Genomic DNA, 19,674 nt, shown 5'->3' on the forward strand with positions numbered 1-19,674 from the left:
TTTAGACTCTAAAAGTAAAATTCAGGCCTCTCTTTTTATAGTGGTTAACTAATCATTTTAAAGTGGTTATTTAACCAATTTCTACAAAAAAAACAGATTGAACAACGTTGTTAATCATTATACCCCAAACATAAAAAGCCAACCTCTATAAAAGGCTGGCTTTAGAAAGTAACGTTTTGTAAGTTATTAATCGGTTACTGTTATTATAAATTGTTCTACTTTTTCTTTACTGCCATGAATTGTTGTGTTATTACCAACTAATGTTACATTATATGTTCCTGCTTCTGAATATGTATAATCAAATGAATCTAATAATGTTGAATAGTTTTTTAAACTTATACCTGTATCTGGCTCAACTGCTGTTAAATTGATAGCCTTAGTAATTAGCCAATCTTCATTAACTATATTGTGACTATTCCCTCTCATTCTCCAATGCCCTTTTCCTGAATCCCAGTACCATTTAGCGCCATTCCAAGCATCAACAATTCCTTGTACATCTACAGGAATAAAACCGGGTTCAGTTTCATTTGCTATGGTTAATGGAGCTGGAGCATCATCTATTTGCATCTCTATTTTTAAATCGTTGAAATACCATTCAGCACCTCTATCTTCTGTATTATCTGAAAAATATCTGAATCCAAAGTATATGGTATTACCATCTGCTAAATCTGTAATATCAACAATACCTGAGCTTTGAAAAGTAAAATCATAACGTGTAGATATGTCAAAACGATCAGTAATTTCAACCCATGTTGCACTATTAACAGCCTCTACTGTTCCTGACCCGTCATAATCTCTAGAATACCAAACAGTAAAAGTTCCTGTTGCATTAGACCCCAAGCCCCATTTTTGTGAGTTTTCAAAAGACATAGTTACTATTCCTTCTGCATTTGTTCTATTTCTGTATTCATATTGATGCCCATATTCTCCTGAATAGAATGTTAAAAAATCTGGTGCATTTTCTACTATAAACTCTACTGGCTCCCCTGATTTTACCGTTTCTAAAGCTGGAGTTACTGTAAAATTAGGTTCACTAACAGTTTCAAAATCTTCACAACTTTGAATAAAAGAAACTGATAGAAATAAACTTACTATTATACCTTTAAATCTTTTCATTTTTTTGTTTTTAATCATTTCATTATTCTTTCTGTTAATTAACATATTACCAGTTAGGGTTTTGATTAATTAAATTGTTGGCTCCAATTTCTTGTTCTGGTATAGGTAATAACTTGTGCTTATCATCAACATAGTTGAAATAACTATCTAAATAATAACTTTGCAAAGTATTAGTTCTTGTAGTAGGGGTTCCTGTACCATAAATAGGCCAATCTGTATTTTCAGAACCATCAGCTGCTTGTAATGCTATTAAGGTCTCTTCTACTTTTTCTTCTAAAATACCCCAACGTATTAAATCATACTTACGTAATCCTTCAAAACAAAGCTCCAACCTTCTCTCTTCTTGAATTAATTCTTTAGTTATTGTACCTGTTAAAGGGGTTGCTTTTGCTCTATTTCTAACCTCATTTACGGCGTTTAAGGCTAATACAGACCCTGGATTTAATTCATTTTCGGCTTCTGCATACATTAATAACACATCAGAATACCTTAACACTGGCCAATGATGTGGTCCATAACTACCTGTTCCTCCAGACTCTAAAAGACGTCTGTATTTAGAAGTTGCATATGCTAATTGGTTATAAGATGTTGCAAATTCACAATTATTATTAGTTGGTATATAAAAGGGAGAGGTATTCCAAAGACCTCTTTCATCAGTTGGATCATTTCTATAAGCATTAGTTAAAGTTATTGTTGGAGAGAACAAAGCATAACCTCTATTATTACATTCACCATCATCAACTTTCAATCCCATGGTTGATCCTAATTTACCTGATTGATTCTGGTTTTGGTTACCGTAATAAAAAGCTATTTGAAATAAGACTTCTCTAGTATCATATTGCTCTTGTGCTAGTTTATTAAAAACGTCTTCATAGCTTGTATTTAACTGATGGTAATCATTATCAATTACTTTTTTTGCCCAATCTCTCGCTTTTTCATAATATGAAGCATCATTAAACGGTTCTCCTGCCCTATATAAGCATACTCTAGCCAATAAAGCTTGTGCAGCTGACTTACTGGCTCTTCCTGGTGTAACCTCTTGAATATCACCCAAATTTTCCTCTGCAAACTCTAAATCTGATATAATTTGGTTGTAAACTTCTGTACCCTCAGTTCTTGGCAACAATTCTTTTAAAGTGTTTTCTGTAGGCATAGGGATACCTCCAGTTCCTCCAAAGTTTTTTTGTAATTCAAAATAAAGATAAGCTCTTATAAAGCGTGCTTCTGCTGTGAACTCTAGCTTTTGATCTTCAGTAAGCCCTTCTGAATTCTCTACTTCAACTATCATAATATTAGCAGCATTAACGCCTTCATAAAAATATGTCCAAGCACTTAACACATCTGCATTACTACTAGTAAAACTGTTTTCTACAAAAGATCTATTTTCTGTTCTGTTTTCAAATGCTTCATCAGTTCCTGATGATGGATACATAGCGTTTATAATAGATTCTCTATAAGCACTAACGATTCTACTATATACCCCCATTAAACCTGCTGTTGCTCCTGCTTCATCTTGATAAAGAGTAGCTGAACCTATTCCGTCTTGTGGTAATATATCTAGTTTTTCATCACAACTGTTCAATAACGTTACACAAAACATTATGACAATTAAAATTTTAGCTTTCATAATTCTTTTTTTAAAATGTTAAGTTTAAACCTATGCTTACTGTTTTACTTACGGGATATGATGAATAATCTACCCCTGGCATGATTGGGGAACTATTAACTGACACGTCTGGATCAAAGCCACTATAGTTAGTCCATGTAAATAAGTTTTGCGCTGCTAGATAAATTGATGCTTTATTTACACTTAACTTTTCCACTAATTCTTTTGAAAAATTATAGGAGAAATTAATTGTTTTTAACCTTATGTATGACCCATCTTCAATTATTCTTGAAGACACATCTTCAAAACCTCTTCCTCCAGCCCTAAACATATCTGTATCTTGATTAGTTAGAGTCCATCTGTCCAAAACCGTTGCATATTGATTTTGCCCGTAATATGCCATTTCTTCAAAAATTAAACGATTTGCATTTAGAATATCATTGCCATAAGACCATTGAAAGAATAAGCTTAACTCAAAGTCTTTATATGAAAATGTGTTTCCTAACCCTCCAAAATGCTTTGGCAAACCATTACCTATTACAGTTTTATCATCTGAAGTTATTTTACCATCACCATTCAAATCCTTATATTTTTCATCACCTGCTTGACGTATAGCAGATCCTCCATCGTAATCAGGTTGCCCCGCTAAAAGCACATGTGTAGCATCATCAGGGTTATAGTTTTCAAAATCTTCTGGCTGATAAACCCCATCTGAAATATATCCAAACATGTTACCTAAAGGCTGTCCTTCTTCTACAATAAATTGGTTGGAACTATATCTTTGATAATAATTAGGGTTACCAAAAATAGGCTTACCTTCTGGTAATGACATTACCTTATTTTGATTAAAGGATATATTAAAATCTGTTGTCCACTTAAATTTTTTATTATTAATATTTATTGTGCTTAAGGTAACCTCTAATCCCCTATTTCGTACCGTACCACTATTTCTCCATATAGTACTTATACCTTGCGATGGTGGAGTATCTGCATTAATAAGTAAATCTTTAGTATTTTTCTCATAGACTTCTACAGAGGCAGCTATACGTCCATCAAAAAAACCTAGATCTACACCCGCATTATATTGTTCTGTTATTTCCCACTCTACATTAGGGTTGGCTCCTGATGATGTTGGACGTTGCCCTAAAATTTCGCTACCATTAATGTAATATGAAGCTAAACTTGATGTATATAGATCAAACCTTGCATCTCCATCAATTCTGTCATTTCCTGTTTTTCCATAACCAGCCTTAAATTTTAGCTGAGAAATAAAATCTAACTTTTTAATGAATGCCTCTTCTTCTGCCTTCCACGAAAGTGCTAAAGAAGGAAAATAACCAATGTTATGTCCTGGAGCAAATTTTGAGGATCCATCTCGTCTAATTGATGCTGTTAGCAAATATTTATTATCGTAAGCATAATTTAGCCTAGCTAATAGAGATTCTAACCTAGTTACTTCACTTCCATTAATGTCGTCTAATGAATTTAAGGTTCCTTCATCTAAGGAATTTATCCCTTGACTTTCTGCATATTGTGGTATTTGTATAGATGTAATATATGTTCTAGTTACTTTTTTTCTATTAATTGAATGACCAACTAAAGCGTTTAAATTATGCTTACCAAAATTTTTATTATATGTTAATGTATTTATTGCAGAAAACGTTTTATAATTTTGGTAATTCATACTACCGTTAATACCGTTAATTGGGTTAATTAACCTTCCATATACTGTATTACTATTATTAAAAATACCTGTTGTTCTAAAATCTCCATTATAACTACCTTTTGTTTGAAATGTTAGGTTTGAAGTTAATTTATATCTCAAAGAAAGGTTAGAGATAAATTGATTTGTTTCTCGTTTTCTATATTCATTTTCTAATGAAACAATGGGGTGCCAATTAAAAATATTATTAACATCAAATTCATCGGTATTTATCCCATACAAAGGATTAGAATCACCATAATCAACAAACTTATTAACTACATTGGGGTATGTTATTAGGTTTCTCATAAAAGAATAAGCAGTATTACCTTTAGTATTTAAACCTTGTAATTCTGTATTAGCATAAATAACATTTAAAGTAGCATCTAATTTGTTGTTTATTTTATGTCTTAAATTTAAACGTCCATTTATTTTTTTATATTCAGAATTAAGCAAAGTACCTTGATCATCTAAAAGATTAATAGATGCATTCAACTTTGTAACCTCATTCCCACTACCTATTTTTAAAGTATGTGTTTTAGAATAAGCTGTTCTAAATGCTTGGTCTTGCCAGTTAACTGCAGGGGAATCTTTGTAATCTTCTACATTACCAACAACTTGATCTTCTTCGTTTACAAAAAACCTTGTTGTAGCTCCTCCTGGATTTATTTCGTAAGCTAGCTTAACATATTCATAGGCTGGCAACACATCTAATTTATTTGCTACATTTTTAACATCTAATCTAGTTTCATAAGACACGCTTGTTTTTTCGTTTTTTGATTGTTTTGTAGTTATTAAAATCACACCATTAGCTCCTCGGGCACCATATATAGCTGTCGCCGAAGCATCTTTTAAAACATCTATATTCTGTATATCTGTAGGATTTAAAATACCTGGGTTAAAATCTTCAATAATAAAACCATCTAACACGTATAATGGAGAATTATCTCCATTAACTGTATTTCTTCCTCTAATGATTATTTCTAAACCAGCTCCTGGTTCACCAGAATCTGAACCTACTTGAACACCTGTAACACGTCCCGCAAGAGCTTGATCAAAATTAGTTACTGGAGCTTCGTTTAATTTATCCATTTTAACAGATGCTACAGAACCAGTAACATCTTTTCGCTTTACAGAACCATATCCAACAACAACCGTTTCTTCTAATTGTTGTAAATCTGGTATTAAACTTAAATTTATTTCTTTTTGTTCTCCTACTAATATTTCTGATGTTTTGTAACCTAAATAGCTTATTAACAGAACTGACTCATTTGTTACTTGTAATACATATTTACCATCAAAGTCTGTTGTAATTCCATTTTTGGTTCCCTTTTCAAGTACATTTGCCCCAGGTAACGGTAAGCCAACCTCATCAGTTATTATACCCGTTATAGTTTTTACTTGAGCATTAGTAGCCATACTAGTAACTATAAAGAGTAGTAATAATGTAATCCTTCTTTTTTTAAAATTGAATGAAAAGAATTTCATCACGTTAATAAATTTAGTCATTATAATTAAAATTTTAGTTTATTTTGATTATGTAAACTTATATTGAAACAAATGTTTACATAGGGGGATTAATGATTATTTATAGGAGGAAAACTGTTCATTTATTTGATTTCCTCCTATTATTGCTCATTTTTTTTTAAGAAACTTACTTATTTAGATTTTTTATACTCTGATGGCAGTTTATGAAACACTTTCTTAAATGACTCTCTAAAGTTTTTTAAATCATTAAAGCCTAACTCAAATGCAACCTCTGAAATTGTCATTGATGTTTGCTCTATAAGTTGTGCTGCGCGTTTTAATTTTATTGTCTTAATAAACTCTGATATAGATTGCCCTGTTAATGCTTTTAATTTTCTATAAAGCACAGAACGACTAACTCCCATTTCTATTACAAAATTTTTTATGGTATAATTTGAATTAGATATATTGGCCTCAACATATTCTATAGCTTTTTTTAAGAATAGTTCATCAGCAGAAGTTACAGTGAGTTCCTTAGGTTGAAGAATAAGATCTTTTTTAAACTTATCTATTAATTTTTTTCTTGAACTAATTAAATTATGTACTCTTAGTTCTAATATTTTAGAATCAAAAGGTTTAGTTATATAAGCATCTGCTCCTGTTTGAAAACCTACTTTTTTATATTCTTTCGAAGTTTTTGCTGTTAATAAGAGTATTGGAATATGACTAGTTTTTATATTAGTTTTAATTTTATCACATAATTCAATACCATCCATCTCAGGCATCATGATATCACTAATTATCAAATCAATAGCATTATTTTTAGCTAATTTAATAGCTTTTTTCCCATTTGGAGCCTCAAATATGTTATATGTGTCTTCAAAAATAGTTCTGATAAATTTACGCACATCCAAATTATCTTCTACAATTAAAATAGATGATAGATTTTTATCTATTTCTTTTAATTTAAATAGATTATTAGTATCTAAAGACATTATTTCCTTATCTACATATACTGTTTTTTTAACATTACAAGTATCATCTTCAATATTTTTTTTACTTATTTGATCTTTACTTAAATGATTCTTACCTAAAGGAAAGAAAACTTTAAAAGTAGTTCCTACATTTTTTTTACTCTTTACCTTTACAAATCCTTTATGTAATTCTACAAGATTTTTAACTAAAGCCAAACCTATACCTGTTCCTGAACGCTCACCTAATTGATAATATCTATCAAAAATATATTTGATGTTTTTTTTAGGGATACCTTTACCATTATCTTCTACTTCTATGGTTGCATACTTTTTAACTACCCCTTTATACACTTTTTCTCTAATTGAAATTCTCAATGTAATTTCTCCTCCTTTGGGAGTAAATTTAAAAGCATTTGATAACAGGTTAAACACCACTTTTTTCACCTGAGTTTTATCTAACCATACTTTTATTTTTTCCTCTTTAAAAGAAAAATTAAATATTATGTCTTTTTCTCTAGCCAACTCATCAAATGACTGTTTAATATCCTTTATAAAAGAGACTAAATTTAATTCTGAAGCCTTTATTTTTAATTTACCTGCCTCATTTTTTCTGAAATCTAGAAGTTGGTTAATAAGTTCCATTAATATACTTGCATTTCTATACATGATTTCATGCTGCTCTTTGATAAAGGTTTTACTATAATCTTTTTTTAACAAACGCTCTAGCGGACCAATGATCAGTGTAAGAGGGGTACGAAAATCATGAGAGATATTAGTAAATAATTGAAGTTTCATTTTATTTACTTCTGCTATTCTTTCTTTTTCAAGACGCTCTTGTTTGAGTTCATTGCGCTCCTGAATTCTTATTAAACTGTACTTTCTGATTTGATAAAGTAGTATAATAATTATACCTATGTAAATTAAGTAAGCCCACCATGTAAACCATGGAGCCGGAAGCACTTTTACTTTTATAGAATCTCCCTCTTCGTTCCAAAGCCCATCATTATTAGATGCTTTTACTTTAAAGGTGTAATTACCTGCATCTAAATTTGTATAAGTTGCTGAGTTTTTATTTCCAATAAAATTCCATTCTTCATCAAAGCCTTCTAATTTATAAGCATACTGATTTTTGTTTGGTTGAGAATAACTTAATGCAAAGAAATCTAAACTAAACACATTTTGGTTATGTTTTAGTACAATTTCATTTACATTATCTGTAATGTTTATTATCTTCCTATTATTAATATTTATTTTTGTTATTAAAACAGGAGGTATATAAGTATTCTCCTTAATGTTTTCTGGATTAAAAATATTGAAGCCTTTAGCCCCTCCAAAAATCAACTCTCCTTTTCGGTTTTTAAGATAAGCTCCATAGTTAAATTCATTACTTTGAAGTCCGTCTAATTCATTAAAGTTTTTAACATTAAAAGTATTCAAGTTTAATCTACAAAGCCCCTTGTTAGTGCTTAGCCAAATGTTTTCTTGATTATCTGGCAAAATACCATAAACAATATCGTTTGGTAGCCCTTGTAAAGTTCCAAATTTTGTAGATTCTCTACGATGAAAATTGTAACAGTAAAGTCCGTCTCCTTCTGTTCCAACCCATATATTATTTTCATCGCTTTGATATATACTTAGTACGGCACGAGCAGACTGTTTTGCCATTTCGCTTCCTAAATAATGAATTGGTACTACAGACATTGTCTTTACATTGACTTTGCACAGCCCCTTATCTCCACCAACAAATAATGTATCCTTACTTAAAGATTGCGATATAGTATAAATAATTTTTCCTGTTAATTCTTCAGTATCAACCTTTTTAATTAAATTAGTAGTTGTATTTAATACATTTAATCCTCCTCCTGACGTCCCTATCCATATGTTATTTTCCGTATCTTCTTGAAGAGCTATTATTCTATTATCACTTAAGCTGTTTTCGTCTTTAGGGTTATTCTTATATTTTTTAAATTTGTAAGGCTTTTTATGTGGATTTAAAAAATTAAGTCCTTCATCATGTGTTCCGATCCAAAAATTCCCTTTACGATCTTGTATCATGGCCTTAACATTGTTAGCACTAATACTATTAGAATTGTTAGGCTCGTGAGTTAAGTAATTAAATGCTCTTGTTTTTACATTGTAAACATTTACCCCGCCCCCTTCAGTACCAACCCATAAGTTATTGTTTTGATCTTCAACTAAAGAACTTACAACACTATAGTTTAATTTCTTGTTACTGATTCCTGCTGAAAAATGTTTAAATACATCAAAACTTCTATCAAAATAGTTTACTCCTCCTGCATATGTGCCAATCCAAACATCTCCTCTATTATCTTCATAAATAGTATAAATAGAATTTTGGCTTAAACTATTAGGATTGTTTTCATCATGTAAGTGATGAAAAAAAACATCTTTATTATTACTATATATATATAATCCTTTATAAGTTCCAACCCATAAATTACCTACATTATCTTCAACTATACTCCGAACATTTTTTATATTTATCTTTGCCTTTTTTAAATACTTACTTTTAAAAAACTCAAATTTATCTGTTTTAGGATTTAAAATAGCTAGTCCATTTTTAAATCCCAACCAAATTTGTCCTCTTTTATCTTGATAAAATACAGAAACATTATTTTTATTAAGTTCTTTTGGCGAGTTTTCAGGGTATTGATAACGCTTTATAGTATTTTTATGAACATTGAAAACTACAATATCTTCTGTTGTTTTAACCCAAAGTTGTTTTGTTGTTTCAACCCATAATAATGCACGGATAGGTTTTTTAAGGATATAGCTTCCTTGCCTTGGATAGGGATAATCTACAAATTCATTGGTTTTTGTATTGAATTTTTTTAATCCCATACTGGTTGCTAACCACAAATACCCTTCACTGGCTTCTACAATATCCCAAATTTCATTATTCTCATAATTTAACTTATTTGTATTATAATAAAACCTAATAAAAGCATCGTTTTCTGGAATGTATTTATTCAAACCATCAACAGTTCCCACCCATAAATCACCTTTACTATCTTCAATTACACATTTTATTAAACTATGACTTAAACTAGTTGAATCTTGATTACTATGCCTAAATACTTGAAATGATTTCCCATTATATTTGTTTAAGCCATCTCGTGTACCAAACCATAGGAAACCATCTCTATCCTGATGTATGGCGAGTACCGAACTTTGTGATAAACCATCTGAAATTGAAAAATGTTTAAGTTTTAAGGTATTATAATCTTCTGTATTAACTTGTCCATTAGTAGTAATTTTTACAACAAAAACAAATATTATGAAGAAAATATACCTTAATTTCATGTAAACTAAAACTCTAAAAATGATACGTTTATTCTAATTAATTAACTTAACAAATATAGTAAGAAAGACCAATTTTTGTGCTCGAACACATCTGGTTATTTTCCTATAAAAACTTAATTATATTCAATATACCTATTTTCAAAATTCTCATAGCAAAATTAGTTGTATAATACGACTTAAAAATTCGTTTAGCAATACTTTAAAAATTATTATTTTTAATTGTAACCTTACAATTATTTAATGAATAATTATTTTTCTTGTCTCAACTACTGTTGCACTACCGTCATCTCCTTTAATTTTTAAAAAATAAATTCCTTTTGCTAATTCTGAAACATCAATACCATTAATATCTTTGCTAAAATAGACTTGCTTACCCAACACATTAAATAAAGATACTGTTTCCTGTTCAAATGAACTGTTATTACTTTTAATATAGAGTTTATTAGAAACAGGATTTGGATAGACTTTTATTGAATTTCTTTTTTTAATATATTCATTTGATAAATTAGCGTTTGACACAAAGTATTTAACATCTGAAATATAAAATGTACCATTTCTTGTTGTTGATGACCAACTAGAAGAGCTACTTACGTATTTAAATGCTAAGGTAAATGTTTTACTATCATAACCTGAAATATCTAAAACAGACTTAATATAAGTTTGAGGGTTTTTATCTGAAGTAGCTATTTGCCCTATATTGGAGGTCACATTGGTCCAAGTTGCAGATTCAACATCATTGATATAATCGGTTGAAATAAAAACTTCTAAGCTTGAAATACCTCCATTAGCATAACGCTGTTCTGTCCAAAAACTTACATACTTATAATTATCATTAATACTTATATATGGGTTTTCTGGAGACACATCTATAGTTTGCATTATTATCCAAGCTTCTAAGCCATAATTTGTATTGGAAGATGTTCCTACTATTGAAAGTGCTCTTTGGTCTCTTGGCTGATCTGCTGGAATCCTATTTTCGGGTCGTGTTTCTATAAACTGACCATTAGAATCTGTTGCGTCAGGTATATCACTCACTCGTTTACCAATCTGGTCTTCAGATTGTAAATTGGGGTTAGCTATAATTTGAACAGAGTAGCCTCTGTTTTCGGCTCCAAAATCTTCATAATAAAAAATAGGATAAAAAGGGCTTATTCCTTCTTCATCAATCCAAGTAGGTAGCGTACCCAATCTATATTTTAATTGAGCTTCATACAAAGACTCTTCGTCTACAGGTACTCCTGGAGATTCGTTATATTGATATTGATTAACCTCATCTGACATAGTAAACCCCTGTAAACCAGAAATTATAGGTGTTAAAAACTTAGTATAAACCGTTTCAGAATTAGGACGCCATGATTTAACATTTGAACTTTGATAAGAAACTCCTTCAAAATTCCACAATACTAAATTCTTTAAATGATTTGGTAATGCTCCTATTGAGCCTCCTTGGTTAAAAAAGAAACCACCTTTACAAGCATCAAATAAAGTACTTCTTGGCTGACTAGCATGACTTTCCATTCCTGAGTTTCCATTTAGAGGGCTTTCATTACGCCAAAGCACATTGGCAATAGATAAAGCATTAACACCACAACCATGCCATATCCCTGTTGTATAATCTATATTCTTTCCTATAAGACAGCCCGTAGACGAGTTGGTTACAATAAAATTATGCCCCGGATTTCCTGTATAAGAATTATTTAGTGCCGTACAATAAGCAGAAAATTTAAATTGAGCAACTTGAGACATATTAGAAAACTCAATATTTGAAATCCACCCATTAATTACATGATTAAATTGTATACCACTCCAGCCCGATGAACTTAAGTAAGCATTGGGTCCACTTACAGACTCATCTGGAAATAACTCTTGTGGTGCTCTGTGGTGTATATGCTCCCAAATAAAACCACCTGTATATTTTAAATCCTGAATTCCTACTTCTTCAAGAGCTTTAAAGTTATTTATTTTCCAATCATAGGTTGCATCAACAGCTCGATGTATTGGTTCTTTAAATATAATAGTATTACCATTCTTACCAACTACCTTATGTATTTCTCTTACTTCTACCCCATTATTTACAATATTTAAACTTGAAGGTTCATAAAGATCCGCTGTGGTATAAGGATCAAGCTCTTCTGCTAATAAACTCGGGGTTGTATCTTTAATATATAATTCAACCCATTGACCTACGTTTATGGATGATGCATCAGCTACTTCAACAGAATAAGTGTCTCTAGCTGCATTACCAGTAACTTCAGTTATAAAATTATTTACAGAATCTTCTCCATTCCAAAATAAAAATAAATATGGGCAAACCCAATCTTTAGTTTCCATTTCTGAATGTGTTGTATAATCTACTTGATATATTTCCGTTCCTCCTGATCCAGTCCCACTTCCTTTAATAACAATATTACTTTTAGAGACTCTTATGACTTCGCTTAAATCATCTACATTTTTATCATTGACTATAAAGCGCCCCGGAGGAAAAAAAACAACTCCTCCTGTTGGGCTTGATTCTGCTGCGGAAATGGCGGAAATTATAGCCGATTTATCAGAAATACTGTCATCTGGAACTGCTCCATATTCCGTAACATCAAAAATTGGTTGTGTAAACGAAGTTGGTAATCCTACTTCTCCATTATGATAACCTGCATAGCTAAATGTTGGCAAAATAGGTTCTGTTCCATTAACTTGAGCATCAACCCAATTTTGATATAAAGCACTAGGGTTTTGAGCTTCAACAAATCTATGCAGAACAGATATAATAATTAGCAGAGAAATTTTAATAAAAATCTTACTCACAAGTATATTAGTTAAATTTATAGCGCAAATTACTTAATCATAATTACATCACTTAGGGGCTACCTATCCAATTAACAGGTGTTATTTCGTCAATCATGAATAATATTATATACTAAAAACTAGCTGCTGTTTAATGTAATTATTAGGATATTAATTTTTTTTGGACATAGATGGTTAGTAATTATATCACTTTCAGGTTCACCTCCCCAAACTGTTTTCTCAGTTTTAATAACCCTCTCAAGTCTTGATTTTATTTTGAAATTTAAAACGTTGTTTAAAAATAGTATATTTTAATATCCATCATTTCCAACTGTTCAATATTCGTAAACATTAAAATTTTGTAAACGTAAAGAAACATGTTGATTTGATTTGTTTTAACAAATTATTATACTTGTAACTATAGTTTAATAAGAATATTGGTATCGTGTTATCATTATCTTAATGCATTAACACTTCTTTACTAAGAGCTAGTATATACAAAAGCTACTTTTTTTTTAAGAGTTTCATTAAGATCAGGTATAATAATTACTAAAAGTATTTAATTTAAGTCAACCTATTACAGTAAAATACAAGATCATATTGGTCCGTCCTGAATAAAGGATATAATTTTTTGTAAAAAATTATAGAATTCACATATATCTAATAACTATTCCCCTTACAAAAAAGGCTACCATCATAATTACAGTCATAACCGCAATCATCTTTAGTGAATTCTCTTTGCTATTTTTTTATATTCTTTCAAATAAAAATTTTAATTTATTTAATCTTTTCTTTAAATTCAGATCATAAAAGCCCTCTCCTCCGCTGCTATTTAATCAAATCTCAGGAAAATTTGTGGAGGGAGGGCAGTTTAAAATATTTATTCTATTCTATTTTATTTACGTTAAATAACAATTTAAACCTCTACCTTTACTTTTTTGCTATTAACCAGACAATCTTATTGAAGATTAGAATAAGAAAGGAGAGGTTTAAATCATTATTCTACGACAATAAATTCACTACGTCTATTAGCTTGGTGTTCTTCCTTACTACATGGTACACCATTACTACAATGATTCACTAATTGGTATTCTCCATAGCCTTTGCTTGTCAATCTGTCTTTTGATATTCCTTGAGAGATTAAATAATGCATCGTTGATTTAGCGCGTCGGTCTGATAACGCCTCATTGTATGCATCACTTCCTCTACTATCGGTATGCGAACGAATATCTATCTTCAACTCTGGATATTGATTCATCACTTCTACTATCTTCTGTAATTCCACTGCTGCTTCTGGACGAATATTAGACTTATCAAAATCAAAGTAAATCATTGGAATGTTCAACACCTTGGCTAAATCAGTGCCTGGCTCTATAACATTCTCTACCGGTGATAATTCAAAATTGTGCTCTCTATCTTCTTGTTGCTTTTCTGAATACCCATCGGCACTGCTATAGTTCTCCTTAGTTACTTTTAATATATAAGAGGGCTCATACTCCACTTCTTTTGAGTAGCGACCTTCTTCATCAGTCAATAAGGTTGCTATGACATGGTTATCTACATCTAAAACCTCTACTGTCGCTCCTGCCAATGGCAATTGTATAGATGTGTCTGTAACGACTCCATGTAAAAGACTCTTTAAATAGATATCCTTTATAGGGGTATTCTCTATAAACGTATAAATGTTATCATAGACTTCCTCGCCTTCTATCGTACGGTTTGAACTGACAAAGCCTCTATCGCCTTTTACTACATAGCACACATCATCAAAACTAGAGTTTATTGGTTCGCCTACATTCAATAGGTTTCCTACCAATTCACCATCTGAATTTATCTTATGATAGAATACATCATAACCGCCTAAACCAAAATGTCCATCGGATGAAAAATATAACGCATTCTTTGAAGAGGTAAATGGAAATGATTCTCTTCCACTGGTATTAATTTCTGGGCCTAAGTTTACTATGAATCCTAATTCACCTTCTTCTCCTAATTCTACATAATATAAATCCACGGATCCATAACCTCCTGGACGGTCTGATGTTTTTATTCCAGATGCTATTAAAAGGTCGGCAGTTGACCATACTTTAGATTCGTACTGTAGTATATTTTGGCTCATTTATTTGATAAATTTATAAAAACTTAAAAATATAAATCTTTTTAATGTTAAGTAGAAATATTTCCAAGTAAATGTTAAACCCAAAATAACTCATAGGTGTATTTGGGTTTTGAAACCGCTGCAAATGCTTTTTTTCTATAGTAAAATAGTGAGTTTAAAACTCACTGTAATGATACAAAGTATAACAAATTATGTCCCGTGTGTGTCTTAATACACCTTTTTTTGCAGTTCTATTTAAAGATTTTTCTTTAGAATCAAATTTAACACATGCTATCTGACTCCTTGTTTGAATTTAAAAATTGCTCTCTTAGCCTTTTCATATCATCACTGACCTTTCGCTCTATCACCTTGGCATAAATTTGAGTTGTAGATATTTTAGAGTGACCCAACAATTTAGATACCGTCTCTAATGGGATACCATTACTTAGTGTGACCGTCGTGGCAAATGTATGTCTGGCTATGTGAAAAGTCAGATTTTTTTTGATGCCACATACATCGGCAATTTCCTTTAAATAGGAATTGAGCTTCTGATTCGATATTTTAGGGAATAACTTGCCTTGAGCTTTTGATTTGTGGTTGTTTTTATAGGCTTCAATAATTTGCAGGGCTTGGGGTAATAGTGGAATTCTAATAACCTTTGCTGTCTTTACCCGCCTGTAATGAATCCACAATTCTCCGTCTATTCCAATATTGATATTGTCTTCCGTTAAGTTTATCACATCAATATAGCTTAAACTAGTATAACAACTGAATACAAACAGATTCTTCACCAGTTGCAACCTCCCTATTGTGAATTGTTTCTCCTCTATCGCATTTAATTCATCTGAACTCAAAAAACCTCTTTCTGTTTTTATAATATTGGCCTTAAAGTTTATAAAAGGGTCTTTTTCAATCCATCCCAATTTCAGCGCCAGATTAATAAGTTTTCGAAATCGTTCTATGTGTTTCATTACAGTATTATTGCCCATTTTCCTTTGGTGATCCGTTGGAACATACCCTCTCAGGTATTTCTCAAACTTGAGTATGAAATTGTAATCTAGTTCACGTAAATACATATCGCTCGTTTTAAAACGCTTCAATAGAAACTTTGACACATACTTTTCCGTAGTGTAGTAGTTTTTTTGAGTACCCCACTTAAGTTTACCCTCCATATCTTCGTGATGGTAGCTGATAATATCCATAATGGAATGGTTCTCTTCATCCTCCCCAAGATATCTTGCCTTGATGGCATTTGAGGTTATTAGCTTACGTTCTGCCTTCAATTCTTGGTAACACGAAAAAAGGTCACTAGTAACCTGCTCTAGATAGTTATTAAGTTTCCTTGCATTTTGGTTTGTTCCACGTACCCTGCTCCTATGTACATCCCAATCCGATACGGAAACTTTATGTTTTAAACTCAGCGTTGCACGTTTACCGTTTACCGTAATTCTTACATAAATGGAGGCTTGATTGTCTTTAGCCCTGTTCAAATCTGCCCAGAGCAAAATACCTAAAGTGTTTGAGGTTCTCATGATTTTCGTCTTTTGTTAATACTTTTTTATTACCAGACGAAAGCCAAATCACTTTAAAGATACATTTATTATTCTAACCAACCGATGGATTTTAACAATTCGGTCAACACATTTCGAAAATTAATTTTGTTATCCGAATTGTTGACTTTTTTAACATAATTTTTTGTTTTCTTTTGAAACCGTTAAAAATATAAAAACCTGTAAATCATACGATTAACAGGTTTTTGTTTTAAGTTGATATGCTATTTTGTCGGGATGACAGGATTTGAACCTGCGACCACACGGCCCCCAGCCGTGTACGCTAACCGGACTGCGCCACATCCCGATTTAAAAATTAGTTTTCAAAGAAAACACATTTTTTAATATTTACAAAAAAGCCAAAGTGTTTTACTTTGGCTTTTTTAAAATAATTACTCTTTTATTAATTATAAGACGAAGTAGATACTTCAAAATTAGCATCTTTTGCCGCTAAATAACGTTCTGCATCTAATGCTGCCATACAACCTGTTCCTGCTGCTGTTACAGCTTGTCTATAAACATGGTCTGCAGCATCACCTGATACAAAAACACCTTCTACATTGGTTTTTGAAGATCCTGGTTTATTTATAATATAACCTGTTTCATCTAAATCTAAATAATCCTTAAAAATATCTGTGTTGGGTTTATGACCAATAGCTACAAAAAAACCAGTAGCTGGTATTACATGCTTCTCCCCTGTTTTATTGTTAAAAACGCGTACACCTGTTACTACTTGTCCGTCACCTAAAACCTCATCGGTTTCTGTGTTATGAAGTATTTCTATATTCTCTGTATTTCTTACTCTAGCTTCCATGATTTTAGAGGCTCTAAATTCATCTCTTCTTACAATCATAGTTACTTTTTTACATAACTTAGACAAATAATGAGCTTCTTCACAAGCTGAATCTCCTGCTCCTACAATCACAACTTCTTGATTTCTGTAGAAAAACCCATCACAAACAGCACAGGCTGATACACCTCCACCTAGCTTTAAATATTTTTGTTCAGATTCTAAACCTAAGTATTTAGCCGAAGCTCCTGTAGAAATTATTACAGTATCGGCATGAATTTCCTTGGTATCATTTACCCATATTTTATGAATTTCGCCAGAGAAATCAACTTTTGTAACCCAACCATCACGAATATCTGTTTCAAAACGTTTAGCTTGAGCTTGTAACTGCATCATCATTTCTGGCCCAGTAATTCCTTCTGGATATCCTGGGAAATTTTCAACTTCATTAGTAGTTGTTAATTGTCCTCCAGGTTGAGACCCTTGATATAATACAGGATTCATATTGGCTCTTGCTGCATAAATAGCTGCTGTATAACCCGCAGGTCCTGAACCAATAATTAAACATTTAACTCTTTCTATATCTTCTGCCATAATTTTATCTATTTAGTATAACAAATGTAGAATTTTTGATCTAAAACTTACATAGAAGTTATTAACACTTTCTTATAACTGCATATTTAAAATCTATAGAATAAAATTGATGTTATTTTTTTTTGTAAATTTAAGAATAACCACCTAAACTCAATAGACATGAAAAAGCATCTATACTTTACGTTTATTGTGTTATTTGCCTTAACAAGCTGCAACACTAATAATAAACAAAATGACATGCTAACAGAACCTCTACAAGTAACTAAAAAACATACGCTTGAAGGTGTCTGGGAAATAGACAGTTATATAAACTACAGAGGAGATGGAACAGTAGATACCATTAAATCTTCTAACGAAATTAAACAAAGAAAAATGTTTTCTAAAACTAAGGTTATGTGGAGTAAATTACGAACTTGGGATTCTTTAGATTGGTTTGGAGTTGGAGATTACACCTTTAAAGACGGTATTTTAACCGAAAAATTAGATTATGGTTCTAAACCATTAAATAAACGCTTAAAAATTAGTAATAAGTGGGATTTTAATATTATTATTTCAAAAGATAAATTCACTCAAATTGAAGTTGATAGTTTAGGAAATTACATTTATGCTGAAAACTATATTAGAGTTGATTAATTAGAAGCAAACATTTCAACAATATTATCTCCAGTTGATTTTTTATAGCCTCTAAACATGCCTTTGGTGTTAAAATCCCAAAAAACGTTGCCATGTTTATCTAACAAAATCATACCGCCTTCACCTCCTAATGGAGCTATCTTATTAAAAATAACTTCATGAAGTGCATCTGCTGGGTGTGTGTTTTTGTATTGTATTAAACTTGAAACCTCATGAGCTGCAACGGTTCTAATAAAATATTCACCGGTTCCTGTGCATGAAATTCCACAAGTAATATTATTAGCATAGGTACCTGCTCCTATTATTGGAGAGTCTCCAATTCTTCCATACTTTTTATTTGCAATTCCTCCAGTAGAAGTTCCTGCTGCTATATTACCTTGTTTATCTATTGCAACTGCGCCTACAGTTCCGTATTTATTATCATTTAAAATACTTTCATTTAAAGTATTAACTACACTAATTTGGTTTCCTTGCAATCGTTTTAATTGATTATACCTATTTGATGTAAAAAAGTAACTACTATCTACCATTTCTAACCCCAATTTTCTCATAATTCGTTGGGCACCTATACCAGAAAGCATTACATGCTTGGTACTATCCATAACCATTCTTGCTGCCAAAATGGGATTTTTAACATGATTAATACCTGCTACGGCACCACTATTTAATGTTTTTCCATCCATTATAGAGGCATCCATTTCTTGATTACCTTCACTATTAAACACAGCACCTTTGCCTGCATTAAATAAAGGCGAATCTTCTAAAACTTTAATAGCTTCTTGAATAGCATCTATAGATTTACCGCCTTTTTCAAGAACAGAATACCCTGCATTAAGTGCCTTTTGAAGCTTAGCTTTATATATTTTTTGATTTTCCTCATTCAAATTTTCAGGAATAATACCATTTCCTGCCCCACCATGAATTACAATAGTAAATGAATTTGGGTCTCTTTTAGAAGTTTTATCATTTTTTTTCTCTTCAGAATTACATGAAATAGCTATAAAACCAATAATAAAAATCAATATTATTTTTTTCATGACTA

Annotated in this window: 10 protein-coding genes and 1 tRNA gene; 1 reads left to right on the forward strand and 10 read right to left on the reverse strand. The window is 31.2% G+C overall.

Going from position 1 to position 19,674, the window contains the following annotated elements; genetic code table 11:
- Positions 1–186: 186 nt before the first annotated feature.
- From J1D01_RS16525 to trxB, 9 genes are all read right to left on the reverse strand, one after another.
- Positions 187–1,116 (reverse strand): DUF5017 domain-containing protein, encoded by a 930-nt coding sequence (locus J1D01_RS16525; RefSeq protein ID WP_421151632.1) that lies wholly within the window; start codon positions 1,114–1,116, stop codon positions 187–189.
- Positions 1,117–1,162: 46 nt separating this feature from the next.
- Positions 1,163–2,743, reverse strand: a complete 1,581-nt coding sequence (locus tag J1D01_RS16530) for a RagB/SusD family nutrient uptake outer membrane protein (protein WP_421151633.1) — start codon at positions 2,741–2,743, stop codon at positions 1,163–1,165.
- A 10-nt stretch (positions 2,744–2,753) separates the two neighbouring features.
- Positions 2,754–5,933, reverse strand: coding sequence for a SusC/RagA family TonB-linked outer membrane protein (locus tag J1D01_RS16535; RefSeq protein WP_421151634.1), 3,180 nt, complete (start codon positions 5,931–5,933; stop codon positions 2,754–2,756).
- A gap of 149 nt (positions 5,934–6,082) precedes the next feature.
- Entirely contained in the window at positions 6,083–10,189 is a 4,107-nt protein-coding gene (locus J1D01_RS16540) for a hybrid sensor histidine kinase/response regulator transcription factor (protein WP_421151635.1), read from the reverse strand.
- Positions 10,190–10,426: 237 nt separating this feature from the next.
- On the reverse strand, positions 10,427–12,988 hold the full coding sequence (locus tag J1D01_RS16545) for a DUF4955 domain-containing protein (RefSeq protein ID WP_421151636.1): 2,562 nt from the start codon (positions 12,986–12,988) through the stop codon (positions 10,427–10,429).
- Between the two features lie 976 nt (positions 12,989–13,964).
- A complete protein-coding gene (locus J1D01_RS16550) occupies positions 13,965–15,086 on the reverse strand; it encodes an OmpA family protein (protein WP_421151637.1) in 1,122 nt (373 codons plus the stop codon).
- 260 nt (positions 15,087–15,346) lie between these two features.
- Positions 15,347–16,597: a site-specific integrase gene (locus J1D01_RS16555; RefSeq protein WP_421151638.1), complete on the reverse strand. Its 1,251-nt coding sequence runs from the start codon at positions 16,595–16,597 to the stop codon at positions 15,347–15,349.
- Positions 16,598–16,847: 250 nt separating this feature from the next.
- A tRNA-Pro gene (locus J1D01_RS16560) sits at positions 16,848–16,922 on the reverse strand.
- A 96-nt stretch (positions 16,923–17,018) separates the two neighbouring features.
- Complete coding sequence (trxB, locus tag J1D01_RS16565) at positions 17,019–17,999, reverse strand: thioredoxin-disulfide reductase (RefSeq protein ID WP_421151639.1); 981 nt, start codon at positions 17,997–17,999, stop codon at positions 17,019–17,021.
- Positions 18,000–18,158: 159 nt separating this feature from the next.
- Between trxB and J1D01_RS16570 the strand changes: the two genes are divergently transcribed.
- Positions 18,159–18,632, forward strand: a complete 474-nt coding sequence (locus J1D01_RS16570; protein ID WP_421151640.1) for a hypothetical protein — start codon at positions 18,159–18,161, stop codon at positions 18,630–18,632.
- On the opposite strand, the gene J1D01_RS16575 is transcribed toward J1D01_RS16570, so the two are convergent.
- The gene (locus J1D01_RS16575; protein WP_421151641.1) at positions 18,629–19,669 is read right to left on the reverse strand and encodes an isoaspartyl peptidase/L-asparaginase family protein; all 1,041 of its coding nucleotides are present in this window, start codon (positions 19,667–19,669) and stop codon (positions 18,629–18,631) included. The two genes, J1D01_RS16570 and J1D01_RS16575, sit on opposite strands and share 4 nt — an antisense overlap.
- Between the last annotated feature and the right edge of the window lie 5 nt (positions 19,670–19,674).

Origin of the sequence: Seonamhaeicola sp. NFXS20, assembly GCF_049132085.1 — a bacterium.
Lineage (GTDB): Bacteria > Bacteroidota > Bacteroidia > Flavobacteriales > Flavobacteriaceae > Seonamhaeicola.